Source organism: Aquiluna borgnonia (genome assembly GCF_013283855.1).
Classification (GTDB): Bacteria; Actinomycetota; Actinomycetes; order Actinomycetales; family Microbacteriaceae; genus Aquiluna; species Aquiluna borgnonia.
The window spans coordinates 887,705-914,378 of the sequence record NZ_CP054056.1; the positions used below are offsets into that span (position 1 = coordinate 887,705).

27 protein-coding genes are annotated in these 26,674 nt (G+C 55.6%); 3 read left to right on the top strand and 24 right to left on the bottom strand.

Annotated elements, in window-relative coordinates; genetic code table 11:
• Positions 1–31: 31 nt before the first annotated feature.
• Both HRU87_RS04570 and dapA read right to left on the bottom strand, forming a co-directional pair.
• Entirely contained in the window at positions 32–1,714 is a 1,683-nt protein-coding gene (locus HRU87_RS04570; RefSeq protein ID WP_173493751.1) for a ribonuclease J, read from the bottom strand.
• Positions 1,714–2,691, bottom strand: a complete 978-nt coding sequence (gene dapA / locus HRU87_RS04575) for a 4-hydroxy-tetrahydrodipicolinate synthase (RefSeq protein ID WP_173493752.1) — start codon at positions 2,689–2,691, stop codon at positions 1,714–1,716. The genes HRU87_RS04570 and dapA overlap by 1 nt, the downstream gene beginning before the upstream one ends.
• A gap of 54 nt (positions 2,692–2,745) precedes the next feature.
• Here dapA and HRU87_RS04580 point away from each other — a divergent pair, with 54 nt between their 5' ends.
• The gene (locus HRU87_RS04580) at positions 2,746–3,999 is read left to right on the top strand and encodes a SulP family inorganic anion transporter (protein WP_173493753.1); all 1,254 of its coding nucleotides are present in this window, start codon (positions 2,746–2,748) and stop codon (positions 3,997–3,999) included.
• On the opposite strand, the gene thyX is transcribed toward HRU87_RS04580, so the two are convergent.
• On the bottom strand, positions 3,996–4,697 hold the full coding sequence (gene thyX, locus HRU87_RS04585) for an FAD-dependent thymidylate synthase (RefSeq protein WP_213086412.1): 702 nt from the start codon (positions 4,695–4,697) through the stop codon (positions 3,996–3,998). The genes HRU87_RS04580 and thyX overlap by 4 nt on opposite strands.
• 108 nt (positions 4,698–4,805) lie before the next feature.
• On the opposite strand from thyX, the gene HRU87_RS04590 reads away from it, so the two are divergent.
• Positions 4,806–5,249 (top strand): TlpA family protein disulfide reductase, encoded by a 444-nt coding sequence (locus tag HRU87_RS04590; RefSeq protein WP_173493755.1) that lies wholly within the window; start codon positions 4,806–4,808, stop codon positions 5,247–5,249.
• A complete protein-coding gene (locus HRU87_RS04595) occupies positions 5,246–5,695 on the top strand; it encodes a DUF4395 domain-containing protein (protein WP_173493756.1) in 450 nt (149 codons plus the stop codon). The genes HRU87_RS04590 and HRU87_RS04595 overlap by 4 nt, the downstream gene beginning before the upstream one ends.
• On the opposite strand, the gene HRU87_RS04600 is transcribed toward HRU87_RS04595, so the two are convergent.
• The 21 genes from HRU87_RS04600 to ispG all read right to left on the bottom strand — a co-directional run bounded on the left by HRU87_RS04600 (position 5,660) and on the right by ispG (position 26,630).
• The gene (locus tag HRU87_RS04600; RefSeq protein WP_173493757.1) at positions 5,660–6,103 is read right to left on the bottom strand and encodes a hypothetical protein; all 444 of its coding nucleotides are present in this window, start codon (positions 6,101–6,103) and stop codon (positions 5,660–5,662) included. The two genes, HRU87_RS04595 and HRU87_RS04600, sit on opposite strands and share 36 nt — an antisense overlap.
• The gene (gene dapB, locus HRU87_RS04605; RefSeq protein ID WP_173493758.1) at positions 6,103–6,828 is read right to left on the bottom strand and encodes a 4-hydroxy-tetrahydrodipicolinate reductase; all 726 of its coding nucleotides are present in this window, start codon (positions 6,826–6,828) and stop codon (positions 6,103–6,105) included. The genes HRU87_RS04600 and dapB overlap by 1 nt, the downstream gene beginning before the upstream one ends.
• Positions 6,829–6,841: 13 nt before the next feature.
• Positions 6,842–8,152 carry a M16 family metallopeptidase gene (locus HRU87_RS04610; RefSeq protein WP_173493759.1) on the bottom strand — a complete coding sequence of 437 codons (1,311 nt, stop codon included), beginning with the start codon at positions 8,150–8,152 and terminating at the stop codon, positions 6,842–6,844.
• 3 nt (positions 8,153–8,155) lie between these two features.
• Positions 8,156–10,375 (bottom strand): polyribonucleotide nucleotidyltransferase, encoded by a 2,220-nt coding sequence (locus HRU87_RS04615; protein ID WP_173493760.1) that lies wholly within the window; start codon positions 10,373–10,375, stop codon positions 8,156–8,158.
• Between the two features lie 251 nt (positions 10,376–10,626).
• Entirely contained in the window at positions 10,627–10,896 is a 270-nt protein-coding gene (gene rpsO / locus HRU87_RS04620) for a 30S ribosomal protein S15 (protein ID WP_173493761.1), read from the bottom strand.
• A gap of 113 nt (positions 10,897–11,009) precedes the next feature.
• Complete coding sequence (locus HRU87_RS04625; protein WP_173493762.1) at positions 11,010–11,597, bottom strand: DUF805 domain-containing protein; 588 nt, start codon at positions 11,595–11,597, stop codon at positions 11,010–11,012.
• Positions 11,598–11,606: 9 nt separating this feature from the next.
• Entirely contained in the window at positions 11,607–12,533 is a 927-nt protein-coding gene (gene ribF, locus HRU87_RS04630) for a riboflavin biosynthesis protein RibF (RefSeq protein WP_173493763.1), read from the bottom strand.
• Positions 12,517–12,912 (bottom strand): hypothetical protein, encoded by a 396-nt coding sequence (locus HRU87_RS04635; protein WP_173493764.1) that lies wholly within the window; start codon positions 12,910–12,912, stop codon positions 12,517–12,519. The genes ribF and HRU87_RS04635 overlap by 17 nt, the downstream gene beginning before the upstream one ends.
• Positions 12,913–12,930: 18 nt before the next feature.
• Positions 12,931–13,974, bottom strand: a complete 1,044-nt coding sequence (locus tag HRU87_RS04640; RefSeq protein ID WP_173493765.1) for a substrate-binding domain-containing protein — start codon at positions 13,972–13,974, stop codon at positions 12,931–12,933.
• A gap of 69 nt (positions 13,975–14,043) precedes the next feature.
• The gene (locus HRU87_RS04645) at positions 14,044–15,045 is read right to left on the bottom strand and encodes a substrate-binding domain-containing protein (protein WP_173493766.1); all 1,002 of its coding nucleotides are present in this window, start codon (positions 15,043–15,045) and stop codon (positions 14,044–14,046) included.
• A 108-nt stretch (positions 15,046–15,153) separates the two neighbouring features.
• Complete coding sequence (gene pstB / locus HRU87_RS04650; protein ID WP_173493767.1) at positions 15,154–15,933, bottom strand: phosphate ABC transporter ATP-binding protein PstB; 780 nt, start codon at positions 15,931–15,933, stop codon at positions 15,154–15,156.
• The gene (gene pstA / locus HRU87_RS04655) at positions 15,933–17,009 is read right to left on the bottom strand and encodes a phosphate ABC transporter permease PstA (protein ID WP_173493768.1); all 1,077 of its coding nucleotides are present in this window, start codon (positions 17,007–17,009) and stop codon (positions 15,933–15,935) included. The genes pstB and pstA overlap by 1 nt, the downstream gene beginning before the upstream one ends.
• A complete protein-coding gene (gene pstC / locus HRU87_RS04660) occupies positions 17,006–17,986 on the bottom strand; it encodes a phosphate ABC transporter permease subunit PstC (RefSeq protein WP_173493769.1) in 981 nt (326 codons plus the stop codon). The genes pstA and pstC overlap by 4 nt, the downstream gene beginning before the upstream one ends.
• Before the next feature lie 74 nt (positions 17,987–18,060).
• Entirely contained in the window at positions 18,061–18,438 is a 378-nt protein-coding gene (locus tag HRU87_RS04665) for a hypothetical protein (RefSeq protein WP_173493770.1), read from the bottom strand.
• Entirely contained in the window at positions 18,431–19,297 is an 867-nt protein-coding gene (gene truB, locus HRU87_RS04670) for a tRNA pseudouridine(55) synthase TruB (RefSeq protein ID WP_173493771.1), read from the bottom strand. The genes HRU87_RS04665 and truB overlap by 8 nt, the downstream gene beginning before the upstream one ends.
• A complete protein-coding gene (gene rbfA / locus HRU87_RS04675; protein WP_173493772.1) occupies positions 19,297–19,728 on the bottom strand; it encodes a 30S ribosome-binding factor RbfA in 432 nt (143 codons plus the stop codon). The genes truB and rbfA overlap by 1 nt, the downstream gene beginning before the upstream one ends.
• A complete protein-coding gene (gene infB / locus HRU87_RS04680) occupies positions 19,728–22,337 on the bottom strand; it encodes a translation initiation factor IF-2 (protein ID WP_173493773.1) in 2,610 nt (869 codons plus the stop codon). The genes rbfA and infB overlap by 1 nt, the downstream gene beginning before the upstream one ends.
• A gap of 56 nt (positions 22,338–22,393) precedes the next feature.
• Positions 22,394–22,663 (bottom strand): YlxR family protein, encoded by a 270-nt coding sequence (locus HRU87_RS07230; protein ID WP_173493774.1) that lies wholly within the window; start codon positions 22,661–22,663, stop codon positions 22,394–22,396.
• 24 nt (positions 22,664–22,687) lie between these two features.
• A complete protein-coding gene (nusA, locus tag HRU87_RS04690) occupies positions 22,688–23,665 on the bottom strand; it encodes a transcription termination factor NusA (protein ID WP_173493775.1) in 978 nt (325 codons plus the stop codon).
• A gap of 20 nt (positions 23,666–23,685) precedes the next feature.
• Positions 23,686–25,458 (bottom strand): proline--tRNA ligase, encoded by a 1,773-nt coding sequence (locus tag HRU87_RS04695; protein ID WP_173493776.1) that lies wholly within the window; start codon positions 25,456–25,458, stop codon positions 23,686–23,688.
• Positions 25,459–25,472: 14 nt separating this feature from the next.
• Positions 25,473–26,630, bottom strand: coding sequence for a flavodoxin-dependent (E)-4-hydroxy-3-methylbut-2-enyl-diphosphate synthase (ispG, locus tag HRU87_RS04700; protein WP_173493777.1), 1,158 nt, complete (start codon positions 26,628–26,630; stop codon positions 25,473–25,475).
• Positions 26,631–26,674 lie beyond the last annotated feature (44 nt).

Here is a 26,674-nt window from a genome sequence, read left to right on the forward strand (position 1 = left end):
CAAAGCTAGCAAGCTGGTGCGGGAAATGGATTTAGGCAGGGCGGGAGGAGTGCACAACGATTGGGATGATCATTGGCTTTCTGCGGTGAGCTTTGGCAACCCAACCGCCGATTGTGCGCCGAATCACCTGCTGCATCGTGTAGGTATCGCGAATACCCTCTCGAGCCGCAGCCGCAAGGGCCTTTTGAATTTCCGGAAGGATGTCGTCAAAGACGTGGTCCTCCTCGGCGTAGGCCCTAGCTCTAATCTCCGGCCCCTCGACCACTAAACCTGTCTTGGGATCAATGACGGCAAAGATCGAGATGAAGCCCTCGGCCGCCAGAATCCTGCGGTCCTTTAAATCTTCATCGGTGATCTTTCCCACGGTCTTGCCGTCGACGTAGAGCATGTCGCACTTGACCTGCCCGACCACCTTCGCCACCCCAGCGGCCAGGTCTATGACTGCTCCATCCTGAACCACCAGAACCTGCTCCGAGGGGACCCCGGTCTGAATAGCAAGCTTTGCATTGGCATGGAGGTGCCTAGACTCCCCATGAATTGGAAACACGTTCTTGGGCTTCAAGATGTTGTAGCAGTAGAGCAGCTCCCCCGCCGCTGCGTGGCCCGAAACGTGCACCTTTGCATTTCCCTTGTGCACCACGTTGGCGCCTAGTCGAACCAGGCCGTCAATCACTCGGTAGACCGCATTTTCGTTTCCCGGGATTAGAGAAGAGGCCAATAGGACCGTATCCCCCTCGCCGATCACAATTCGATGATCCTGATTGGCAATTCTCGAGAGGACCGCCATGGGCTCTCCTTGGCTACCGGTGGACATCAAAACAATCCGATCATCAGGAAGCTCATCAATGTCATTTAGGTCAACGATCAGACCCTCGGGGACGCGAAGATAACCGAGCTCCGATGCGATGCCCATGTTGCGAACCATGCTGCGACCGACAAAAACCACCCGGCGACGATTAGCGTGAGCGGCATCTAGTACCTGTTGCACGCGGTGAACGTGTGAGGAGAACGAGGCGACGACAACCTTGCCCGGAGTTTTACTGATGACGCTCTCGATTACCGGGCCAATGTCGCGCTCCAACGGGGTAAAGCCCGGGACATCGGCATTGGTGCTGTCGACCATGAACAGGTCAAGGCCCTCCTGGCCAATCTTGGCGAATGCCCTAAGGTCGGTAAGTCGCCCATCAAGTGGTAGCTGGTCCATTTTGAAATCACCGGTGGCCAACACGGTTCCTGCCGAGCTTCTAATGATGACCGCGAGTGAGTCTGGAATCGAGTGATTTACTGCGACAAATTCAAGTTCGAATGGGCCGAGGCGCTCAACCTGACCCTCCTTCACCGTGTGGGTGAAAGGGGTAATTCGATGCTCTTTGAGTTTTGCCTCAGCCAACGCAAGGGTGAGCTTGCTTCCGAGGATTGGCAAGTCTTTGCGCATCCCCAAAAGGTACGGCACCCCACCGATGTGGTCCTCGTGACCGTGAGTTAGGACTACGCCAACGACGCGGTCCAGCTTGTCCTCTAGGTAGTTCAGGTCAGGAAGGATTAGGTCCACGCCGGGCTGGGTTTCCTCCGGAAACAGCACACCGCAATCCAGCACCAGAATTTGCGAATTAATTTCAAACACGGTCATGTTTCGACCGATCTCCCCAATTCCGCCGAGGGGAATGATTCTCAGGACATCCGGCCTGAGGCTCGGTGGTGCTTTCAACTCCACTAGCGAGTGGTTCCAGCTACTTTGGGCAGGGCACCGCCGGCAGCGGCATTTCGGTCTGGGCGGAAGTTATCAAAACTCAAGCCTGGAACGCTAACCACCTGGTCAATGCCGGATTCGATGGCTGCCGCCTCGTGATCCTCTGGGCCAACCAGTGGCAAGCGAACCCTGGGCGAACCAATTTGGCCCAGGCCGTGCAGCACATACTTGGCTGCGACCGTCCCGGGAACATGGGTCATGATGGCGCGCTGCAGGGGCTCCAGGGCGTTGTGGACTTTCAGTGCGGAGTGGAAGTCGTTGGCATTGGTCGCATTCACCATCTCGCGATAGGCGTGCGGAGCGATGTTGGCTGTCACACCGATTAGGCCGGTGGCTCCAATTGAAAGGTGAGGCAAAACATTGCTGTCATCACCTGAGAAATACATCAGGCCAGTCTCAAGCATCAGGCGCGAAGCCTGAGCGAGGTCACCTTTGGCGTCTTTGATCGCAACCACGTTGGGGTGCTTTCCGGCTCGGTGGAAAGTGTCATAAGAAATTGCAACTCCGGTTCGCCCTGGGATGTCGTACAGGATCACCGGAAGATTTGTTGCATCGGCGATGAGCCTGAAGTGAGTCAGGATTCCGGCCTGCGTCGGCTTGTTGTAGTAGGGAGTGACAATCATGACACCGTCGGCTCCCGCTTTTTCACTGGCCTTGTAGAGCTGAATTGCGTGTGCAGTCTCGTTGGAGCCACCGCCGGTAATGATCTTGGCGCGGCCACCAGATACCGACTTGCCCACCTCGACGAGCTTTATCTTTTCCGCATCGGTCAGCGTAGAGGTCTCTCCGGTAGTGCCGGTGACGACAACGCCGTCGGCACCGTTGGAAATCACGTAGTCGATGTGACGCTCCGTGGCATCCCAATCAACCTCGCCCTCGGGGGTCATGGGGGTCACCAGAGCGACCAGTACCTGACCAAATAAATCTCGCTGTTGCACCATTCCCATAGCCTACCTGCCGACTCAAATACTTAGAAAGGAGTAGCCTTTTGATTCATGCGCCAAAGACGGTCAGTAAAGCCCTGGACCGCGCACACCATTCGAAATTTACTGGCAGGTCTCACAGTCGCCGTAGTGGCCCTTCCGTTGGCTCTGGCATTCGGAATAGGTTCAGGATTGGGTGCAGAAGCAGGTCTAGTTACAGCAATAGTCGCGGGCGTGCTGGCTGCAGCATTCGGGGGAAGTAAGTATCAGGTCTCTGGGCCTACCGGCGCCATGACTGTCATATTGATTCCAATTGTTGCCAGCTATGGCCCGGCAGCAGTGCTGCAAATAGGCCTGATGGCCGCTGGATTCTTGATTATTGCTGCAGCCCTGAGGCTCGGGAAACACATTCATCGCCTTCCCACCTCTTTGATTGAAGGCTTCACTGCCGGCATCGCAATCGTGATTGCCCTGCAGCAGGTTGCCTTTGTCCTCGGCGTTGAACTGGAAGCGAATCAGCACATCTGGGAATCGGTGGTCGTTGAGGTGCGAACCTGGCTCGAGCAACCAGAGCCAACCGCTCTCTTGCTTGGAACACTGGTCGTTGTAGTCAATATTTTTGGGGCGAACCGTTGGCCCAAACTCCCTCTCGCGCTAATTTCAGTTTCAATGGCCACACTGGTGACTCAAGCCTTAGGTCTTGAGATGCAGCAAATCGGAGAACTACCAAGCGGGCTTGGCAGCCCGAATTTTGACTTTTTGACCTCAGGTAACTGGCTCAACCTTTTACTACCGGCCCTTGCAGTCGCCTTCCTGGCGGGCCTGGAGGGTTTGCTTTCGGCAAAAATTGCAGATCGGCTGGCTCGAGACGATTCGCACAACCCAGATAGAGAACTGCTTGGGCAGGGTCTGGCAAACATTGCGGTCCCGTTTTTTGGCGGGGTTCCCGCAACCGCGGCGCTGGCGAGAACGGCCGTGAATGTTAGAGCGGGTGCGACCAGCCGAGTCGCCGCGGTGAGCCACGGGATATTTCTTCTGATTTTTGTGCTGTTGCTATCCGAGTGGATTTCGCTGATTCCACTGGCAGCTCTGGGCGGAGTGCTGATAGCCACCGCCTACCACATGGTCCGAATTGAAGAGCTGGTAACTACAGCAAGGACTTCCCGGCTCGACGGGTTTGTGCTGGTGACAACACTCGTCGCCACTGTGATGCTGGATCTCATCAGCGCACTCGCGATTGGGCTGGTCCTCTACCTGAGCCTAAGAAAAACCAAGCTCAGCGAGCGAAAAATTCCAATTGACTTCGAAGAGACCCTCGGGGACTAAGGGGCGACGCGACCGTTTGCGTTGAAGGATTCGTAGGTTAGCGGCATTAGCTCGGCCCAGTAGGTTTCCATCTGCTCCGCAACCATCTCGATCTCTCGCTGCGGGAACGACGGGAAATGGGTGCCCTCGCGCTGGGTTCGCAGCGATAGGAAATTCATCAGTGCCCTGGCGTTCATGGTGACATACATGCTCGAGTAAATGTTCAGTGGAAGCACAATTCGCGCCACCTCACGTGCCACGCCGGCCTCCAGCATCCGCTGGTAGGCCTCATAAGCCGACCGGGTGACCGCCATGGTCTCTTGCTGCACAAGTGCAGTCTGTTCTGCGGTGCCGTCCTGAAACTCGTAGTGACCGGGCTTTCCAACCTGAATCAGCTTGCGCTCAGGACCCGGGACATAAAAGACAGGCCGCAGCTCACGGTAGCGGCCAGACTCCTCGTTGTATGAGGCGATACGGTGCCGCATGAACTCGCGAAATACAAAAATTGGCGCCTGAACATAAAAGGTCAGCGAGGTGTGCTCAAACGGTGATCCGTGACGATCGCGCATCAGATAGTTGATCAAACCCTTGTCGCGCTTGAGGGTGTCAGCGTCGGCAGCCCTGGCAGATTCCAGCGTCTGCTCTCCCTGGGTTGATACCCGAGCGGCGAATAAGACATCCGCGTCGTTTGCCGAAGCCTTGATTAGCTCGACGGTCATCTCTGATCTGAATTCGATTTCGCTCACAGTGCTAAAGCCTAGAGCAGGCAAAAAGTAAAAAAGCGCAACACTCCGCAACGGCAGGGGTCGATGACTTAGCCTTTGGGAGTGGAAATTTCAGGGATCTGGCTTGTGGCAGCTTTAGTGGGCTTCGCAACCCTGACTGGCCTGCTATTTCGCTCCTTTCAGGGGAAGGGACGAACCGTTGAATCCGCTGAGCAAATTGACCTGGCCCGTCTCGGGGCCCAAAAAAATGGTTTCCCCGTCGAGCAACTTGGGAAAAAAGCAACTCTGCTGCAATTTTCAACTGAGTACTGCGGCCAATGCCCAGGAGTGAGACGGGCACTATCACAGCTGGAGTATCGAATTGGAGGGGTGCTGCACGCCGAGGTGGATATCACTGAACGCCTCGACCTAGCAGCACACTTCAAAGTGTCACAAACCCCTACGGTCTTTATCCTTGACCCCAAGGGGAAAATAAGATTTAGGGTTTCCGGGGTTCCCAAGCCCGGCATTATTCAGCAGGAACTGGCAAAACTAGGAGCAAAATGAGCAACAACCTGATAGACCCCCGTGGCCCAAGATTCGGAGCGGCCATCACCAGCGTGATTTCGCTGACAGCCTTCTTCCTGGCGACCTCAGTTTTTGGAGGACCGCAAATCGCCTACTGGCTAATCCTGCTGCTAACCGTTCTTTTTAGCTGGAGCGTAATTTCGCCACCCACCCACCCTTACGCCAGCATCTTCAAATCACTCGTTCGACCCAGACTCCGCCCTCCAATTGAGTTGGAAGATCCGCGCCCCCCGCAGTTTGCCCAAAAGGTTGGACTGGGCTTCGCCCTGTTTGGAACGCTAGGTGGAATTGTGTTCGGTGGCTGGGCCATCACTCTGAGCGCGGGCTTCATTTTTGTTGCGGCGTTTCTGAACGCAGCTTTCAACTTCTGCTTAGGCTGCCAGATGTATTTAGGGCTTAGAAGGGTCGGCATTCTCAAAAAGTGAGATGGCCTTGCGAATTGACTTTCTAGCTAATTTGCGATCGCCCACCGCTTCGTGTGCCTCTCCGAGGCGGAACCAGAGCTGCCAGTCGCCAAGGTTTAACCCAACAGCTTCCTTGATTCTCTGAAACTCTCGCTCGGCGCTCTCTTTGGTTGCCCTACCGCTGGGCCTAAGCTCTAGCTCCAGCGGCGGTAGCTGATTCAACCTGGAGAGTTTTTGAGCGGCTAGGCCGAAGCGAATTTCAATCAGGATTGCCCAAATGGCAAATCCGGGCAAAACCAGCATTGCAGCGCCCATCGCTTTCGCCACCCAATTTGGATCAAGCAGCAGCAAGACACCTTTTTGTCCAAGCAGCAGGGCATAAAGCCCCGCAAATAACGCCATGACGCCAACCCAGATTTTTGTGGACACTAACTATTCACAACCTGATCCAAACCAATGGTTAGGCCCTTGGCACCAACCGCGAACTCCAAAGCCAACCGAATGCCGTTCGAGTAGGCGCGATGCGTCAAGACATTGTGCGAGATTGTGAGGGTCTCATCCGATGCACCGAATACCACGTCTTGCTTGGCAGAAATTCCAGCCAGTCGCACCGAATGAATCGGAACTCCAGCAATCACCTCTCCCCTGGCAGCCTGGTCAACGCCGGGAATCAACCGTGATGGAAGCCCCTGTCGAGCATGAGCAATCTGCTCGGCGGTGCGAACGGCAGTTCCCGAAGGTGAGTCAACTTTTCCGGCGTGGTGGGCCTCGATAATTTCCACCTGGTCGAAGTACTTCGCTGCCATTGCAGCAAACTGCGTACCGAGCATTGAACCTATTGAGAAATTGGGGATTACCACTGCGGCTGCCTCAGGGTTTACGGAGAGCAGTTTCTTCACTTCCATCAGTTTCAACTCAGACCACCCGGAAGTGCCAACCACAACCTTCATTCCACTGGAAATCGCAAATTCCACCACCGTAGGGCTCACCTCTGGAAGCGTGAAGTCAATCACAACGTCTGCGCCGAGCATCTGATCAAGACTCGATGAGGAATTGAGGGCGGAGTGAAGCTTCAGGTTTGCATCCGCATCAATAAGTTCAAGGGCAAGCTGGCCCATTCGGCCGGTGGCTCCGACAACGGATACGGAAATCATGCTGATAAACCTATCAAGCCAGAGCTTCAAGTGACTCGAGACCCTCGCCGACTGCAATTAGTGAGCTTGGGCTGGAGAGGATATCCTGAGCGACCTGCTGAATCTGGTCCAAAGTCACCGACCTAAAGCGTTCCATAACCTCGCCAACAGAAAGGTATTCGCCTGTTCCAATTTCTGCGGAGAGCAATCGATTCATTCTGGCCAGGCTGCTCTCATAGCGCAGTGCTAGACCCCCGGTGATATTGCCAAGTGCTAGGTCGTATTCCGCCTTGGTTACCCCACCTTGGGCAAGCTCGGTAAAGATCTCCCACATCAGCTTGGTTACTGCCACGGCATTATCAGGTCCGGTTCCTGCATAAATGCCGAAGTAACCGGCATCTGAGTAACCTTGCTGATAGCTGTAGGTGGAGTAAGCCAAACCGCGCTCCTCGCGAATGCCCTGGTAGAGCCTGGAGGACATGCCGCCTCCCAAAATGGTATTCATCAAACCAAGTGCGTAGCGGCGCTCATCGTTGCCCCTAATGCTCTGAAAACCAAGTAGCACGTTAGCCTGCGCGACATCCTTTTCGACCTGGCGGAATTTAACTGAGCTACCTAGGACTGATGGCTCAAGACTTCTTCGCTGCGCTGGGAAAGACCCTGAGAGCCAGCCAGCTCGAGCCAGTTCAGCCTCCACCAGAGCCACAACCCTCTCGTGGCTCACTCCTCCGGCAACGGTGATAACCAAGTTCTCGGGTCGATAGTGCAGTTTGTAGTGGGCAAATACCGAATCCCTATCCACCGCATTGATTGTCTGGTTGGTTCCGCCGATTGGCCGGCCGAGCTCATGAGATCCGAGCAGCGCCTCGGCGAGAGCCTCATGGGCAACATCCTCGGGGTCATCCTCGTTCATCGCGAGTTCTTCAAGAATCACGGTTCGCTCGGTTTGAAAGTCCGAATCATCGATGCGTGCAGAGGTAAACATGTCAGTCAACACATCAAGTGCAAGCGGCAGAGCCGCGTTCTGAACCCTTGCGTAGTAACTGGTGTACTCCTTGGCAGTCGCCGCGTTTGCTGAACCACCAACAGAGTCAAAAGCTACCGAAATATCCTTTTGCCCCATTCGGGCTGTGCCCTTGAAAAGCAGGTGCTCGAGAAAGTGAGTGGACCCGAAGTGGCCTCCGGTTTCATCCCTGGACCCCACTGCGACCGAAGCTGCCACTGCAACCGAAGGTGCGCCGGGCACTTCCTCGGTGAGAATGCGAACACCGCTGGGCAGCACAGAGCGCGAAACTCTGGCTGCCTCAGCGGTGAACGATAGGGACTTATTCAGTTCGAAGAGCAAGGCTTACTCGGCTTCTGAAGCGCTTTCTTCGCCCTCTACAACCGGGGAGAGCGATAGCTTTCCACGGTCATCGATCTTGGTGATTTCAACCTGAAGCTTCTGGCCCACCTCGAGAACATCCTCGACGTTCTCAACACGCTTGCCACCGGAGATCTTCTTGAGCTCTGATACGTGCAGCAGTCCGTCCTTGCCAGGCATCAACGACACGAAGGCACCGAAGGTAGCCAGCTTGACTACGGTTCCGAGGAAACGCTCACCAATCTCTGGGATGTGAGGGTTGGCAATAGCGTTGATGGCTGCCTTGGCTGCCTCCGCACTCTGGCCGTTGGTGGCGCCGATGTAGACCGTGCCATCGTCCTCGATAGAGATGTCTGCTCCAGTGTCCTCTTGGATCTGGTTGATCATCTTGCCCTTTGGTCCGATGACCTCACCGATCTTGTCGACCGGAATCTTCACTGCAATCACGCGAGGGGCATATGGGGATAGTTCGTCTGGCTCATCGATAGCCTCGAGCATTACGTCGAGGATAAAGGTGCGAGCCTCCTTGGCCTGAGTTAGCGCTCCGGCTAGGACAGATGCTGGAATACCATCCAGCTTGGTGTCCAGCTGGATAGCAGTCACAAATTCACGGGTTCCGGCAACCTTGAAGTCCATATCTCCCAGTGCGTCCTCCGCACCCAAAATATCGGTCAAAGCCGCGTACTGCACCTTGCCGTCAACAGTGTCGGAGATTAGACCCATTGCGATACCGGCCACTGGCGCACGCAGCGGCACTCCAGCGTTTAGCAACGACAGGGTTGAAGCACAAACCGAGCCCATGGAAGTTGAGCCGTTAGAACCGAGCGCTTCAGAAACCTGGCGAATTGCATACGGGAAGTCTTCGCGCTTTGGAAGCACCGGAACCAAGGCGCGCTCTGCAAGAGCACCGTGACCAATTTCGCGACGCTTTGGTGAACCAACGCGACCGGTCTCTCCGGTTGAGTAGGGAGGGAAGTTGTAGTGGTGCATGTAGTGCTTTGAGGTCTCTGGGGTCAGGGCATCTAGCTGCTGCTCCATCTTCAGCATGTTCAAGGTGGTGACACCAAGAATCTGGGTCTCACCGCGCTGGAAAATAGCCGAACCGTGAGTGCGCGGGATAACCGCAACCTCGCAGTCCAGTGGACGAATGTCACGCAGGCCACGACCGTCGATGCGGATGCCCTCTTTGAGGACACGGGTGCGCATGACCTTCTTGGTCACAGACTTGTATGCTGCTGAGAACTGAGCCATCTCAGCCTCGGAAAGAGTTGCAGACAGCTGCTCCTTAACCTTGGCCTTCAAAGTGTCGTCAGCCTCCTGTCGGGACTGCTTGTCAGCAATCTGGTAGATCGAGACAAGTTCAGTCTCGGCCGCACCTGAAACAGCTGCGTAAACCTCATCCGAGTAGGGCAGGAAGACCGGGAACTCCGCGGTTGGCTTGGCAGCCGACTTGGCTAGTTCAACCTGAGCGCGGACCAATTCCTTGATGAAGGGCTTGGAGGCCTCCAGGCCCTGGGCTACAACCTCTTCGGTTGGAGCAATCGCACCGGCAGCAATTAGGTCCAGGGAGACTTCGGTGGCCTCAGCCTCAACCATCATGATTGCCACGTCTTCTTTGCCATCTTCGATGACAACTCGACCGGCAACCACCATGTCGAACACAGCGTTAGCTAGCTGGGAGTGCTTCGGGAAGGCAACCCACTGCCCATCAATTAGAGCAACACGAACACCGGCAACTGGTCCGGAGAATGGCAGTCCAGCAAGCTGAGTAGACATTGAAGCTGCGTTGATCGCAACAACGTCATAGAGCTCATCCGGCTCAATCGACATAACTGTGACTACTACCTGGATCTCATTGCGCAGACCGTCAACGAACGATGGGCGCAGTGGACGGTCAATTAGGCGAGCGGCCAAGATGGCGGCAGTGGAAGGGCGACCCTCACGACGGAAGAATGAGCCTGGGATTTTTCCTGCGGCATACATGCGCTCTTCAACGTCAATTGTCAGAGGGAAAAAGTCGAACTGATCCTTTGGCTGCTTGGATGCAGTGGTCGCCGAGAAGAGCATGGTCTCCTCGTCGATGTAGACGGCTGCGGATCCCGCTGCCTGCTGGGCTAGCCTGCCGGTTTCAAAGCGCACAACGCGCTTGCCGTGCTTGCCATTGTCAATGATTGCTTCTGCGTATTTGATTTCTGGGCCTTCCATGGCCACTCCTTCTTTTGTTGCGCAGCAAATTCGGGGAATTCTCCCCTGATGCATGCTGGAGGTAGGCCGATCGGCCTAAATGAAGTGCTGGTCGTCAGTAAAAGCACCTGGGGACAATGGACCCAGATAATTCCACCGAGGACCCGCCTTCGCTTCCTCTTAGCTAAAGCCTAACAACCAAATGGCAAAAACCCTAGGAAATGCAAAGCCCCCACTCGATTGCGCGAGAGGGGGCTTTGGGTAAATTTCAGTTATCGGCGGAGTCCGAGACGCTCAATTAGGGAGCGGTAGCGGCTAATGTCCACGTTCTGAAGGTAGCCGAGTAGACGGCGACGCTGACCAACCAGCAGCAGTAGTCCACGACGTGAGTGGTGGTCGTGCTTGTGGTCCTTCAGGTGCTCGGTGAGGTCTGCGATTCGGCGGCTCAGCACTGCAATCTGCACCTCTGGGCTACCGGTGTCGCCCTTGGTGATGGCGTACTCCTCGATGATCTGGGTCTTTACCTTAGGGTCTAGAGCCATATGCTGTTCCTTCCAATCGCTGCGCGGCGCCCTGAACCCAGTGTTCAAAGCTCTCTTTATCCGCGGCCGTTTCACGGCAACCCGAGAATTCTAGGGGGAATTGCAAGTTTTGGCTAGGCCGTGGTTCCCTCATCGCCCGGCGCTAGCGGGGTCGGCTCAACGTACTTGTTACCGTCGTAAAAGGATCTAGTCGGTTTGAGCGTAAAAATCACGTGAATTACAAACACGGCAAATCCAAGTGCAAAAATCGGTGCAATCAGAAAAATTATGGTCATCCAGCTCTCCGGCGGCAATTCTGCGCCGGTTGGAACGTCATCGGTGTAGAAGCTCCAGGCAATTACCAGTGAGCCGATGATTGCAAAAATGGAATACGCAATAGGGACCAACAGCAGGTAAAGCCACTTAGCGCTAAAGCCGGCATCATGAAAGCGCCTGGCGGTGATGGCCAAACCAGGGACAAACAGAACCAGGTTGGCGATGTTGGTCAGCGGGGTCGGCTGGGTGACAACCGAGTTCAATACCTCTTGCCAGTCCTCGCTAGCAGGCGTAACCGGTGGCCATATCACGGACTCCAATGTTCCAAGTACCAGGCCCAACAAAATCACGAAGAGGACCCAGTACCAGAACTCTGCCCTGGTGGCACGTCCTCGAAAGTTTACGTAATTGCGGAACCCAGAGGAGATTGCATCGAAAAAGGTCATGGCTTAAACCTACTCCCCGAGAATGTCTCTTGCTTTGGCCACATCTTGAGAGATCTGGTCTATAAGCGCATCCACACTCTCGAACTTTGCCCAGCCGCGAACCTGAGCTACAAAAACCGCCGTTACTTCCCTACCGTAGAGGTCGAGGTCGTCCCTGCCGATCACGTGGGACTCCAGCAGTCTCGGGACCTCAGCCACAGAGTCATTGGTTCCTACGGAGTGGGCCGCAGGATAGCGATTTTCACCGTCTACGAGGTAACCGGCGTAAACGCCATCGGCGGGAAGGTAGCCCTCGGAGGACCGTGAAAAATTTGCGGTTGGAAACCCAAACGTTCGACCCAGTTTCTTACCGTGTTCGATTAGGCCACTCACTTCATGTTCACGACCTAGCATCAGGGCGGCTAAATCGACTCGCCCCTTGTCCAGAACAGCTCGAAGATCGCTGGAAGAAATCTTCCGGCCAGCCAAAAGCACGTGAGGAACTTCCCTCACCCTGAATCCAAGAGCCATGCCCAGTTCCCGCAGCGTTTCAATGTTTCCAGCCCCGCCAGCGCCAAAGGTGAAATCCTCACCGACAAACACCATTTTGGTATTCAGGGGAACCAGGTGACGCTCGGCAAATGCGAGCGGGCTCAGGCCTGCAAGCTCCGAGGTGAACTCAAGATTCAGAAGCACCTCTACGCCCGAGTGATCAAGCAACTGGCTCTTTTGACCTGCTCCCGTGATGGGCTTTGGGCAGTTTTCCGGATCAAACAAAGCAAGCGGGTGACGGTCGAAGGAAATGACGGTAGGAACCAGTGCTGACTCATGTGCATAGTCGACCAGCTCATGAAGCAGCTGCTGATGTCCGAGGTGGATACCGTCGAACTTGCCGATCGCTACAGCACTCGACTGAAACTCTGCTTCAAACTGCTGGGGATCAGTTATCTGAAACACTTCGCCTTCTCAGCCAAATCAAACCCAGCACGGGCAAAACCAGCGGCACGTAACCGTAGCCGGCCCCAAAGTTCGACCATACCGAAGGGTGGGCGAACAGCTCTGGAAGTGCATAACTCAGCCCACCAACCGCGATGACACCGATTAGTTCAAACCAAACCGTAAACCGAGCGATAAGGGGCCAGGGCCGATCGCTTTTGGCTAGAGAAATTGTCGCCAAAACATAAACAGCAGCAGACAGAGCAGACAGCGAATAGGCAACAGGAGCTTGGTCAAACTCGGTCAGCAGTTGAAAAGCTGCCCGAGCTGAAGCTGATAGGGCAAACACTCCGTAGATTGCGATTAGAAGGGTGCCAACACCCAAAGACCTTTTAGCCACCGCTATAGGCTACCGAATTTACTCGGCCTCCGAGACCGCCTCAGGAGTTGGCAAGCCCTGGGCTACCACTGCTGCTGATGCGATGCGCACCTCTTCAGACAAGAAGCCCAAAGTCGATGCTCCAAGGAGCCCTTGGCTGTCTTGGCGAACCAGGAACCTGCCGGCTGCGCGCTTCAACAAGGTGTCCTCACCGCAGAGACTCATGATCAGAGGGAAGGCTGCCGCGTATGGAGCACCGGCATTTTCCTGTCCGGCTAGAGCAATGGCCTCTTTCTCCGGGTCATAGTTAGCAGTGACGCTGGTCTCACTCTTGACAAAATCAAACTGAGTGGCTGCGAAGGTCAGCGATTCCAGGCTGGGTTCGACGGAGTTGCCTTCGGCGTCGACAACGTTTGCCAAAGTCATGCCCGAGTAGAGAGCTTCGGACAGTGCGATGAGGGCAATACCGCCCTCCGGAAGTTCAAAAATTGAGTCTTGCTGCTCTGACTCATCGGGCTGCAACAGGCTAAATGTAGTTCCGGTTCCAGCGATTTGAGCAGTCCAGTTCTCCATGGCAGTTATGGCAGCCTGTGGGGACGCAGGAGAAACCTCAATAGGTAGGTCACTGAGAATTAGGTCGGGGTTTGCCTCTGCAATAGCTGGATCTGACCAGTTGGTGATAGTGCCGGAGAAGATTCCTTGCACCGCCTCTGCGGTTAGGTTCAAGAGGAAGGCCTCAGAGTTCATGAAAACGACGGCGGCCCCATCCATCGCAACCGGAACCGTAGTGAACGGGGAGCAGGGCTCGTAGGCTTCGCGGGCAATGACGATGTCTGCGCCTTCTACGGCTGCGCCTGGCTCAATAGACATTGCAGATTCACAACCGGTAGCGACTAAGTCGGCCCACTGGTAGCTGACATCGGTGACCAGTGTGGGGGCTGCGAGGGCAACATTGCCCTCCTCACAGTTGTAGCTGCGCTCGGCAATCTCCACCAGCACGGAATCAGGAATTGGTGGGTCACAGGCCGTCAGGGTCAGTAGCACCACTGAGGCGAGGACGGAAGCTGATAGAGCCTTGCGCATTTTGTTTCTCTTTCTAGTAGTAGAGGGAGTGCCTGCTAACAGACACTCCCTCTCAACTTAGTTTGTTACTTAGTCGATCGTCGCAACTAGCTTGTTGGCGTTGGAAAGGAACTTGCCGGTGAAGGCAACGTAACCCTTTGCAGCGGCCTTTGCAGGTGCACAGGTGTTCAGCATGTAGTCGAAGAAGCCACGAACTGCATCTGCCTTGGCAGTACCGTTCTTGGTTGGAGCCATGCCGTAAGCAACTAGGGTCACAGAGTATCCACCAGCTACCTTCTTGTTGTAGTCGAATAGCACCGCGCCGTTGGACTTCATGGACTGAGCCGCTAGGAACTTAGCGGAGGCTGCAACAGTTGCCTTCACGTACTGACCAGCACCGTTCTTGATGGCAGCGATGCCGAAGTTGGTGGTCAGGGTGTCTGCTAGGTCGAAGTAACCGATCGAGTAAGGCAGAGTCTGCATGGTGTTCTTGACACCCTGGCTCTTGTCACCGGCAGTACCGAAAGTCTTGCCAGCAGCGGTGGTCCAGACGTCGTTGACCTTCCATGGGGAGCCAACTACCTGCTTCATCCAGTTGGAGAAGTTGTTCGAGGTGCCGGAAGAGTCCTTACGGTAGACCACGTTGATGGTCTCGTTCGGTAGCTTGACACCCTTGTTTAGGTCAGCAATCGCCTTGTCGTTCCACTTGGTGACTTCACCTAGGAAGATCTTGCTCAGGGTTGGACCGTCCAGGCGAAGTGCCTTGAGCTCAGGGACGTTGTAGGCAATTGCGATTGGGCCTGCGATTACTGGAACATAAGTGAAGTTCTTAGGTGCTCCAGAGGAGTACAGCGAGTCAGAAGCTCCGAAGTTAGTGGTTCCGTTTGCGAACTGGGTCTTACCAGTTCCCGAACCGGTTGGGTTGTAGGTAACGCTGTGCTCGGTGTAAGCAGAGCGGCACTCGTTGATCATTACGGCTGCGTATGAGGATCCGCTACCGGTGATGGTCTCGCCTGCGTTTGCAGCTGGAGCCAGAATAAGGCTGGACAGTGCAATTGCGGAGGCAGCCATGATTGCAAGAGGCTTGCGCATGTTTTTTCTCCTTGTGTGATGTCACGTGACTCCTTTAGCCAACGTGATGGAACTTAACTTCGTCTAGTAACCGTCTTACGGGTTGGCGAACGAAAGGTTAATGAATGATTAACCGAAGTGACCGTTTACGTAAGCGTTGGTGCGCTCGTCAATTGGCCCATGGAAGATCTTGTCGGTGGCACCAAATTCAACAACGTGACCCGGCTCTCCATCCTCCGCTAGGAAGAATGCGGTCTGGTCTGCGATTCGCTGCGCCTGCTGCATGTTGTGAGTCACGATGACAATGGTCATCGACTCCTTCAACTCAAGAATGGTCTCCTCGATACGGCGTGTGGAACCTGGGTCAAGCGCTGAACAAGGCTCATCCATCAGCAATACCTCTGGCATCATCGCGAGTGAACGAGCAATGCATAGACGCTGTTGCTGGCCACCGGAAAGCGAGATAGCTGGCTCGCCTAGGCGATCCTTAACCTCGTTCCACATAGACGCTCTGCGCAGTGACTCCTCAACCAGCTCGCCACCACCCTTTTCTATAGAGCGGCCCGACAGCTTCAGGCCCGAGAGAACGTTCTCTTTGATGGACATGGTTGGGAATGGGTTTGGCTTCTGGAAAACCATGCCGATCTTCAGCCTGACGTTGACCGGGTCGGTCCCTGGCTCGTAGATGTCATCACCGTCCAGCATGACTCGTCCAGCAAAGCCCGCAGAGGGAATGAGTTCGTGCATGCGGTTTAGGGTGCGAATAAAGGTGGACTTTCCGCAGCCCGATGGTCCAATCAGTGCTGTGACCTGGTTGCTTGGGAATTCGAGGTTCACGTCTTTGAGGACGTGTCTCGAACCGAACCAGACGTTTACGTTGTCAGCCCTCAAGTGTGATGCGACGCTCATTATTTTTTGCCTTTCTTTGCAGAAGGAGTCGAGTTGGAGGCCAACCTTGCGGCGGCGAAAATTACACCAACGAGGATCATGATGACCAGAGCCGCACCCCAGGCGCGGTCAACGGCGTAGTCATATCCCAGGTTTACGTTCTGGTAGAGGTATGTGGGTAAGGAGGACATGCCGCCAGCGAAGATGTTCAAGTTAGTTTCGTTGGCATTGAAAGTGGTCAATAGCAGAGGAGCTGTCTCACCAATAACACGCGCAATGCCCAAGAGCATCGCGGTGATAATTCCCGAGCGAGCAGCTGGCAAGGTCACCATCAGGAAAGCCTTGTAGCTTGGGGCTCCAAGCGCGAGGGCTCCGTTCCTAAGCTCCTTGGGCACAAGTCGCAACGATTCCTCGGCCACTCGGGCAACGGTGGGGAGCATCAGAGGAACCAGCGCCAGGGAGCCTGCGTAACCGGCGAACTGCGAGTAACCCGAGGCAATTAGGGCCGCGTAGATAAACAAACCGGAAACCACAGATGGAAGACCGGACATAGCCTGAAGCAGGGTTCTGATGAATCCACGGCTCTTGCCCTGGGTCTCCGTGATGTAAACGGCGGTTAGCACACCAAGCGGAACAGTGATGACCGTGGTCAGGCCAACAATCATCAGAGTTCCCAAAATTGAGTGACCCACACCACCAAAGCTAAGGTCCGAAGTCGGCGCCACGTAGCGGTTGTTTTGATAGAAAAAATGCGGGCTTAGCGCCTGGGAGCCGGCCTGAATTACTGACCACAGGACTGAGATCAGCAGCACGAGAACGAAGAAGGACAGGAACAAAGTCACGACTACCAGCAAGCCATCCAAGATTCCACGTCGGCCGTAGCCTACAAAACCAGCGAAGCCGCCTCCGACTATCTGCAGGGGGAGGAAAACAAGAAGCAACACGACCATGAAGTCCCAGCCGGTTGCAAAGAAAACCAGTGAGGCGATGGCCAGTGGGATCACGGAACCGGCAATCATGGCAATTCTCAGACCCGCGGAAATCTTGCTCCATGGAGCTGCGTTCTTCGGCCTCTCGACGGCAGTTACAAAACTCACTGTGCTTTCCTCCATGGCTGGGCCTTTGCCACGATGAAGGAGGCAAGGGCGTTTACAATCAGCGTTACGACGAACAGCACCACACCTGCCGCCATTAGACCCTCGACTTCTTGAGCGTTGGCCTCACCGAACTTGGAAAGAATCAGGGACGCTACGTTTCCACCCTCTGGCTCCAAAATCTGAGCCCAGTTGAAACGGTCGAAAACCAGGTTCAAAACGAAGTAGATTGCAACGGTCTCACCCATGGCTCGACCAAGTCCCAGCAGTACACCACCAACGATTCCAGATGCGGAGGTTGGGAGAATCACCTTGCGGAAGGTCGACTCAGCGTTTCCTCCAAGCGCCAACGAAGCTTTGATGACTTCGTGGTCCATCTGGCTGAAGATTTCTCGCGTTACCGAGGCGATAATCGGAACGATCATGGTCCCCAAAACCAAGGCTGCAATGAACGGAGAGTTTAGGTAGTTACCCTCTTCGTGGGCGAAAATTGGGATCCAGCTCAAGCCACCGTTCAGCATTTCCGCCCAACCAGCCGCGACCGGTGAGAACACCATCAAGCCCCACAAACCAACGACAACGGAAGGGATTGCTGCGAGCAAGTCAATCAAAAGAGTTGCAATCTTTGAGAGCGACTTTGGAGCCAAAAACTCAATGAAGTAGGCGATGGAAATTGCTAGGGGAACAGCATAAGCAACGGCCAGAGCAGCGATTAGCAGCGTTCCGTAAAGCATTGGACCAATGCGCATCAGAATTGGGTCTGTGGAGTTATCCCAGCCCGCACCCGTAACGAATGCGAGGACTCCCTGCTCTGCGAATGCCGGCCAGGCGCGACCCAGCAAGAACACCAGAACCAGCAGAATGATCACAATCGCCGAGTAGGCCGCTGCGTTTGCTAGGCCAAAAAAGATCTTGTCGGCGAGCAAAAAGGGCTTTGCCTCAAGGCGTCGCGGTTTAGCAACGGGCTGCTCAGTACTCATGCCCTCAAGAGTGGAGTCAATTGATTGAATTTAGTGAAACAGTAAGTAAACGACTGGTGAACTGCTTTTGATGTTCAAGCAAATGTTGCGGGGACTCCAGTCCAAATCTGCTGCATTCGAACCAGCATCACCACAACAGTCAGGACGCCGGCCCCAAGCACAACGGTAGACCAGCGACTGCGCTCAACCAGAGCCCATATCATCGCCGCAACTGGGACAAAAATAGCCACCAGCAGATAGCCGAAAAACTCCCAGGTGTCGACCACGGCCCGCTGTCCCAATACCACCAAGGTAATGGAGGCGATCAGCTGCATCAGAAGCCCAAATTCACTCACTGCCGTAAGCGCCAGTGAGAACCCTGAGGGTCGGCGACCAATAAGGCCAAGCAGCACCAGTAACAACCCGGCCCCAAGGCCAAACCAGACCTGCGCCAAATACCACCACTCAAGCACTAAATACCTCCGGGAAGACCACCATAGATTTGTGCTGTGACCCGGCAGGTTCCAAAATGGCCAGCAGATCACCCTGCCAAAGACCTGCAAATGTCCCAGAACTGCCAGCTGAAATCCTCTTGCCGTGAACGACATCCCTGGCCTGATTCGCATTGAGTTCAATCAAGGGAAATACTTCACGAGCTGCATCCACCAAAGAAAGTGGATGAATGTCGCCATCCAGTACTGAGGCGTCTTTCACGTCAAAGTTTCCGATTTGGGTTCGCCGAAGGGCTCGAAGGTGCCCGCCTACTCCCAGGGCGACTCCGATATCTCTAGCCAGCGCTCTGATGTAGGTCCCGGAGGAGCAGTGAACCTCGACGTCAAACTCGATAAGACCGGAGTCATGCCGAATATTTGAGGTGAGATGAAAGTCAAAAATTGTTACCGGACGAGACTTGAGTTCGACCTCATGCCCCTGTCGCACCAAATCATAGGAGCGCTTGCCATCAACCTTTATCGCGCTAACCGAGGATGGCACCTGAGAGATGTCACCCCTGAGCAGGGCGATCTGGGATTGAATGTCTGCCTCGCCAAGGTGCGAGGCGTCAGCCGAAAAAACAATTTCACCTTCGGCATCATCAGTATGGGTGGCCTGGCCAAGACGAATCGTCGCGCTGTATCTCTTATCCGAACCTGAGATAAATTGCAAAAGTTTGGTGCCGCTGTCCACCCCGAGGACCAACAGACCGGTTGCCATCGGGTCCAACGTTCCCGCGTGACCTATCTTTCGGGTCCCCATAATGCCGCGCAGTTTGGCAACGACATCGTGCGAGGTCCAGCCCGGTTGCTTATCGATCAGCACCAGAGACCCGGCCACTAGTCCTCCAGGTTTTTAGGCTTGATGTAGGGGTCAGCTTCGCCGGCCGGTTGGGCGTTTTTGGAAAGTTGCTCAACCTCTTTATCCCTGCGCTTGGCCTCCGCTAGAAGATCAGCGAGGGCACCTGCGGATGCCGGCATCTCATCGTGAACCAATTCGATAGTCGGTGTCACCCTGATGCCCAACTGTCTGCCGATGGCTCCGCGAAGTTTTCCCTTGTTGCGCTCCAAAATTTCCTTGGACTGCTCCAACTCCTCTGTCCCGCCAAGCACCGTGTAAAACAGTCTTGCCTGCGTGAGGTCGGGAGTTACCCGGACATCGGTTATGGTTACAAATCCCAGATCCGGATCCTTCACAACTTCAACCAGTGCCTCGGCTGCGAGGACCTTGATGCGCTCCCCCAGCCTTCGAGCACGTGCGTGATCAACCACTAGACCCTCGGCTTCTCGACCATCTCGTAGGTTTCAATAACGTCATCCACCAGAATGTCGTTGAAGTCACCCAGTCCGATACCACACTCGTAGTCGGTCTTGACTTCGGTCGCATCGTCCTTGAAGCGCTTGAGCGAGTCGACCTTTAGACCTTCCTTGATCATGACGCCATCGCGCAGCACTCGGGCCATGGCGTTGCGTCGAATCAAACCGGAGCGCACATAAGAACCAGCAATGGTTCCAAACTTCGAGGACTTGAAGATCTCTCGAACCTCTGCGGTACCCATTTGCTTCTCTTCGTACTCTGGCTTGAGCATGCCCTTGAGCGAGCTCTCAATGTCGTCCAGCGCGTTGTAGATGACGCTGTAGAAACGAACGTCGACGCCCTCGCGGTCGGCACGCTCCCGGGCTTTGTTGTCGGGACGCACGTTGAAACCGATGATGACCGCAGAGTCCACGGTTGCCAGGTTGACGTCCGACTCGGTAATTGCACCAACACCGCGGTGAATGATGCGCAGCTGCACTGAATCGTCCACGACGATCTTGAGCAAGCTGTCCTCCAGAGCCTCAACAGCACCGGAAACGTCACCCTTGATAATGAGGTTGAGTGACTCGACCTTGCCCTCTTCAAGGGCCTTGGTGAAGTCTTCAAGCGACATCTTCTTGCGCGTCTTGGCAAGCAGGGCATTGCGATCGGCAGCCTCGCGCTTTTCAGCAATCTGGCGAGCTTGACGCTCATCTTCTGCAACCACAAAGGTGTCTCCAGCGCGAGGCACCGACTGAAGTCCCAAAACCTGAACAGGTCTGGATGGGAACGCCTTTTCAACAGCCACGCCATTCTCGTCAAACATGGCACGAACGCGACCGTGAGAGCTTCCAGCCACAATCGCATCTCCAACCTCAAGGGTTCCAGACTGAATCAGGACTGTTGCTACCGAACCACGACCGCGGTCTAGGTTGGCTTCAATGGCTACGCCTCGAGCATCCTTGTTAGGGTTAGCCCGCAGGTCTAAGGCCGCATCAGCGGTCAGCAAGACCGCATCGAGCAACTGCTCGATGCCCATGCCCTTCAAAGCTGAGACGTCAACGAACATAACGTCGCCACCGTATTCCTCGGCCACCAAACCAAACTCGGTTAGCTGTTGGCGAATCTTGGCCGGGTTGGCACCTTCTTTGTCGACCTTGTTCACGGCGACAACGATTGGCACCTGGGCAGCCTGGGCGTGGTTCAGCGCCTCAATAGTCTGAGGCATGACGCCGTCATCCGCCGCTACCACCAAGATGGCAATGTCTGTCACCTGAGTACCGCGAGCACGCATAGCGGTGAAGGCTTCGTGACCCGGGGTGTCAATGAAGGTGATGGCGCGCTCAATACCCTCGTGCATGGCGTGAACCTGGTAGGCACCGATGTGCTGGGTGATGCCGCCGGCCTCACCTGCCACGACATTGGCGTTTCGAATCGAGTCAAGCAATTTGGTCTTACCGTGGTCAACGTGACCCATAACGGTTACAACCGGAGGCCTTGGAAGTAGATCCTCGTCATCCTCGTCATCGATATCGGTTGAAATGTTGAGACCGAAGCCCTCGAAGAGCTCGCGCTCTTCGTCCTCTGGAGAAACCACCTCAACCTTGTAACCCAGCTCGACGCCGAGAATCTGGAAGGTGTCCTCATCAAGCGATGCGGTGGCGGTTGCCATCTGCCCAAGGTGGAACAGCACGGTGATCAACTGACCAGCGTTTGCGCCAATCTTGTCGGCAAAGTCCTGGATTGAAGATCCCCTGCGAAGACGAACCACTGTGGTTCCGTCGCCGCGAGGCACCATCGCACCGCCAAGGCTCGGAGCCTCTCTCTGCTCAAATTCTTCTCTCTTGGTTCTCTTCGACTTTCGGTTCTTACTCTTTGAACCACCCTTACCGAAGGCACCTGCGGTGCCAGCACCGCGACCAGCTCGGCCCGCTGGTCCTGGACGGCCCGGAGCACCAGCTGATGGAGCACCGAATCCAGGAGCACCGCCCGGGCGAGGTGAACCAAAGCCTGCTCCCGCAGGTCTAGGCGCACCGCCGGGACGAGGAGCTCCACCGGGGCGGGGCGCGCCAGCTGGACGCGGTCCACCCTGACCCGGCCTTGGGGCACCGCCGGGGCGAGGACCGCGGCCCATGCCCTGGTTGGAACTGAAGGGGTTGTTACCAGGGCGAGCCATTGGGCGAGGAATGCCCATGCCCTGGTTGGAGCTAAAAGGATTGTTTCCGGGGCGAGGAATGCCCTGCAGCGGTGTTGGAGCGGAAGCAGCCGGAGCTGCAGGAGCCGCCGGGGCTGCTGGTGTCGCTGGTGTCGCTGGTGCAGCGGCTGCCGGGGCAGCGGGAGCTGGAGGCTTCGGAGCCGCTGGGGCTGGGGTTGCCGCTGGAGCTGCTGCTTCTGGCTTTGCTTCGCGCTTGGCAGCTGGCTTCTCGACCTTAGGGAAGGCAGCGCGCAGCTTTGCCGCTACCGGAGGGGTGATGGTGGAAGAACCACCTTTGACATACTCACCAAGCTCTTCAAGCTTGGATAGAGCGATCTTGGTGTCAATGCCAAGTTCTTTTGCGAGGTCGTATACGCGTGGAAGCGCCACTTATTTCTCCTGTTCAGGGCCTCCCTGAACAGGCAGGCCTTAGTTGTGAGTGGGTCTCATTTCGAGGTACTCATCGTGTTTCCAGCATCATTTCTTGCCTGTCTGTGCCAGGCCTCAAATTCGGTGATGACCACCGAGCCCAAGGCTTTTGTGAACCCATTTCGAGAAATTGCCAGCTCCGCACATTGGAAGTGAAACCAAACTCCCCTGCCGAGAAGACTTTTTTGGTCATCCGGAACAAGGAGCCCGTTTTGACTAACAGCACGAAACAAGGCGCTTCTCGAATCGCGTCGGCGACAGCCAACGCAGGTTCTTGTTGGCTCCATACTAGGCCATGGGACCAAGGAGCACTAGCCCTCGAGGATCGAATCGGGCTGAATGTCAATCTTGGCGCCGGTTAGCTTGGCGGCCAATCTGGCATTCTGACCCTCTTTGCCGATCGCTAGCGAGAGCTGGAAATCCGGGACCAGCACACGGACTGCCTTGGTTGCAGCGTCGATGACAAAGGCGTCGGAAACTCTTGCGGGAGACAGTGCGTGGGCAACGAAACGAGCCAAATCTTCGTTGAAGTCCACGACATCAATTTTTTCCTCGTTGAGTTCCGCAGATACCGCTCTCACTCGCTGGCCCAACTCGCCGATGCATGCTCCCTTGGCGTTGATTCCTGGCTCCTTGGCGATGACCGCGATCTTGGTGCGGTGTCCGGCCTCCCTTGCCACAGAGGCAATCTCGACTTGACCGGAGGCAACCTCGGGAACCTCTAGGGCGAACAGTTTTCGCACCAGACCCGGGTGAGTTCTTGAAACGGTAATCTGAGGTCCGCGCGGTCCCCGCTGCACCGAAGTTACATAGACCCTGATTCGGGTGCCGTGCGCGTAATTCTCCCCGGGAACCTGCTCCTCCGGAGGCATAAGAGCCTCAATGGAGCCCAGGTTCACATAGACCATGTTTGACCTAGAGCCCTGCTGAATTACACCGGCAACGATATCGCCCTCGCGCCCCTTGAATTCTCCGAGCAATCCCTCGTCGGCTATCTCCCTCATGCGCTGGGCAATAACCTGCTTGGCCGCATAGGCAGCAACCCGACCAAAGCCCTCTGGGGTGACATCTTTTTCGCCAATTTGCTCGCCCGACTCATCAAGTTCGGGGGCTAGCACGGTAACGTGTCCGGTTTTGCGGTCGAGCTGAGCCCTCGGGCCCTTGGCGTGATCTTGAGAATTCTTGAGATAAGCGGCCAAAATCGCGGCTTCGATGATGTTTACCAAATCATCGAATGGAATCTCTTTTTCACGCTCTAAAAGGCGTAACACCGAAATGTCGATGTCCATTTGCCGCTCCTTGTGTTCTGTTATGACCGCGCAGCCATTAGCTGAGCTACTGCAGATTCTAGCTTTACCTGGACGCGCTCGCCGCTGCGTCTATTCCACAGCTCCACCTCGCCATCTGCTACCCCGCGGCCGCAGATGATGATCCAAGGGACACCAATTAGCTCTGCATCCGCGAACTTGACCCCGGGGCTGACCTTTTGGCGATCGTCTAGCATGGCGGAAAGTCCGAGAGCTTCAGCCTCAGCGGCCAGCTTCTCGGCAGCTAGGAAAGGCTCTTCGTCCTTGCCTGCGGCAATGATGTGAACATCTGCGGGGGCGACTGCCTCCGGCCAGATCAGGCCGTTGGTGTCATTATTAGCCTCGGCAATTACCGCGACCAATCGAGTCACTCCGATTCCATAGGAGCCCATGGTAACCGTCACGAGCTTGCCATTTTCATCTAGCACCTTGAGATCCAGCGCCTCTGCGTACTTGCGGCCGAGCTGGAAGACGTGACCGATCTCTATACCGCGAGCAAGCTCGAGAGGCCCCGAGCCATCCGGGGCCGGGTCTCCGGCTCGAATCTCGGCAATATCTGCAATGCCGTCCGCCTCAAAGTCTCTGCCGTAGGTGAGGTTCCAGACATGGTGCTGGTCCACATTTGCACCGGTAATCCATGCGCTTCCCCTGGCAATTCTTGGGTCGAGCAGATAGCGAATACCGCTTGCAGCCTTCTCACCGAGGAACTGAGCCCCGGCTTGAACCGGACCGATGTAGCCCTTGACCAGCTGCGGGAACTTAGCGAAGTCTGCCTCCGTCGCAGCCTCGACCTCATTGGGGCCAAACCATGCCTCGGCGCGCTTCTGGTCAACCTCGCGATCTCCAGGAACACCGACCACAACCAGCTCTCGCTTGCCCTCCGGTGAGGTGAGTGCCAGCACCACATTCTTCAGGGTGTCAGCAGCGCTCCACGGACCTGATGCCCTGGGGTGAGCTTGATTTGAGTAGTCAACCAAGGTGGCAATGGTTGGGGTGTTTGGGGAAGGGTGGGTTTCAGCGGCTGGATTCTTAGAGCCGTCAACATCCGCCGCAACTGCAAAGCGCACAGCCTCAACGTTTGCGGCAAATCCGCCCGGTGAGCGAACAAAGGTGTCCTCGCCGATTTCTGAGGGGTTTAGAAATTCCTCAGATTTTGAGCCGCCCATGGCACCGGCATCTGCCTTAACAACTGCATACTCAACACCAAGTCGCTGGAAAATGCGCTCGTAGGCATCACGCTGCGCCTGATAGCTAGCGGCCAAACCCTCATCCGAAACATCAAAGGAGTAGGCGTCCTTCATTACAAATTCACGTCCGCGAAGCAGGCCCGCCCTAGGTCTTGCCTCATCTCGGTACTTGTTCTGAATCTGGTAGATACACAGCGGCAGGTCTTTGTAGGAGGTGTAAAGGTCCTTCACCAAAAGGGTGAAGACCTCCTCGTGAGTTGGGGCAAGCAGGTAATCGGCCTTTTTGCGGTCCTGAAGCCTAAAGAGATTGTCGCCGTATTCTTCCCAGCGACCGGTGGCCTCGTAGGGTTCGCGTGGCAGCAGGGCTGGAAAGAAAACTTCCTGCGCTCCAGCATTGGCCATCTCTTCGCGCACAATCTTTTCGATCTTGGCCTTGACCATCAGTCCCAGTGGCAGCCAGGTAAAAATACCCGGCGCGTTCTTGCGAATGTATCCAGCTCTCACCAAAAGGCGGTGGCTATCGACCTCAGCATCAGCTGGATCTTCTCGAAGCGTGCGGAGAAATAGTGAGCTCAGGCGAATAGGCATGGGCTCAATGTTAGCTACTTGTCAGCGACCATTACCTGAGCTGTACCAAGAATGCTGGGGTCCATCTCCGCTGCAATTCGGTTTGCCTCTTCGATCAAAGTTGCAACAATCTCACTCTCGGGAACGGTCTTGACGACCTCCCCCTTCACAAAGATCTGGCCCTTGCCATTACCCGAGGCAACACCAAGATCCGCTTCTCTGGCTTCGCCGGGACCGTTCACCACACAGCCCATGACGGCAACTCGGATCGGAACGGTCAAGTGCTGCAGTCCCTCGGTCACATTGTTTGCAAGGGTGTAGACATCGACTTGAGCACGCCCACAGCTCGGGCAAGAAACAATCTCCAGCTTTCTTGGGCGAAGGTTGAGGGACTCGAGGATCTGAGAGCCGACCTTGATTTCTTCAACCGGCGGGGCTGAAAGGGAAACTCGAATGGTGTCGCCGATACCCTTGGCCAGGAGGGCGCCAAAGGCAACGGAAGACTTGATGGTTCCCTGAAAGGCCGGACCCGCCTCGGTTACCCCAAGGTGAAGCGGCCAGTCTCCACGCTCCGATAGCAGCTCATAGGCCTTCACCATGACAACTGGGTCGTTGTGCTTGACAGAAATTTTGAAGTCGTGGAAGTCGTGCTCTTCGAACAGGCTCGCCTCCCAAACTGCAGACTCAACAAGAGCCTCAGGGGTGGCCTTGCCGTACTTCTCCAGAAGACGTGGGTCCAGTGAGCCAGCATTGACGCCGATGCGAATTGAAACTCCCGCGGCTTTTGCGGCCCTGGCAATTTCGCCAACCTGGTCGTCGAACTTGCGAATGTTTCCAGGGTTCACACGGACCGCGCCACAGCCGGCATCAATTGCTTGAAACACGTACTTGGGCTGGAAGTGGATGTCCGCGATGACTGGAATCTGAGAGCGCTTCGCGATGATGGGAAGTCGATCGGCGTCATCCTGAGAAGGAACCGCCACGCGCACAATGTCGCAGCCGGAAGCCGTTAGCTCCGCAATCTGCTGCAGGGTCGCATTCACATCGGTGGTTGGAGTGGTGGTCATGGACTGCACGGAGATGGGGGCATCGCCACCGACCGCAACCTTCCCCACCATGATCTGGCGGGTCTTTCGGCGCGGAGCCAAAGTTGGTGGAGGAGTTTTTGGAAGACCAAGGTTTACGGCTGGCAATGTTGTCCCTTCATACTGCCCACAAGCATAAACAGCTCAGCTGA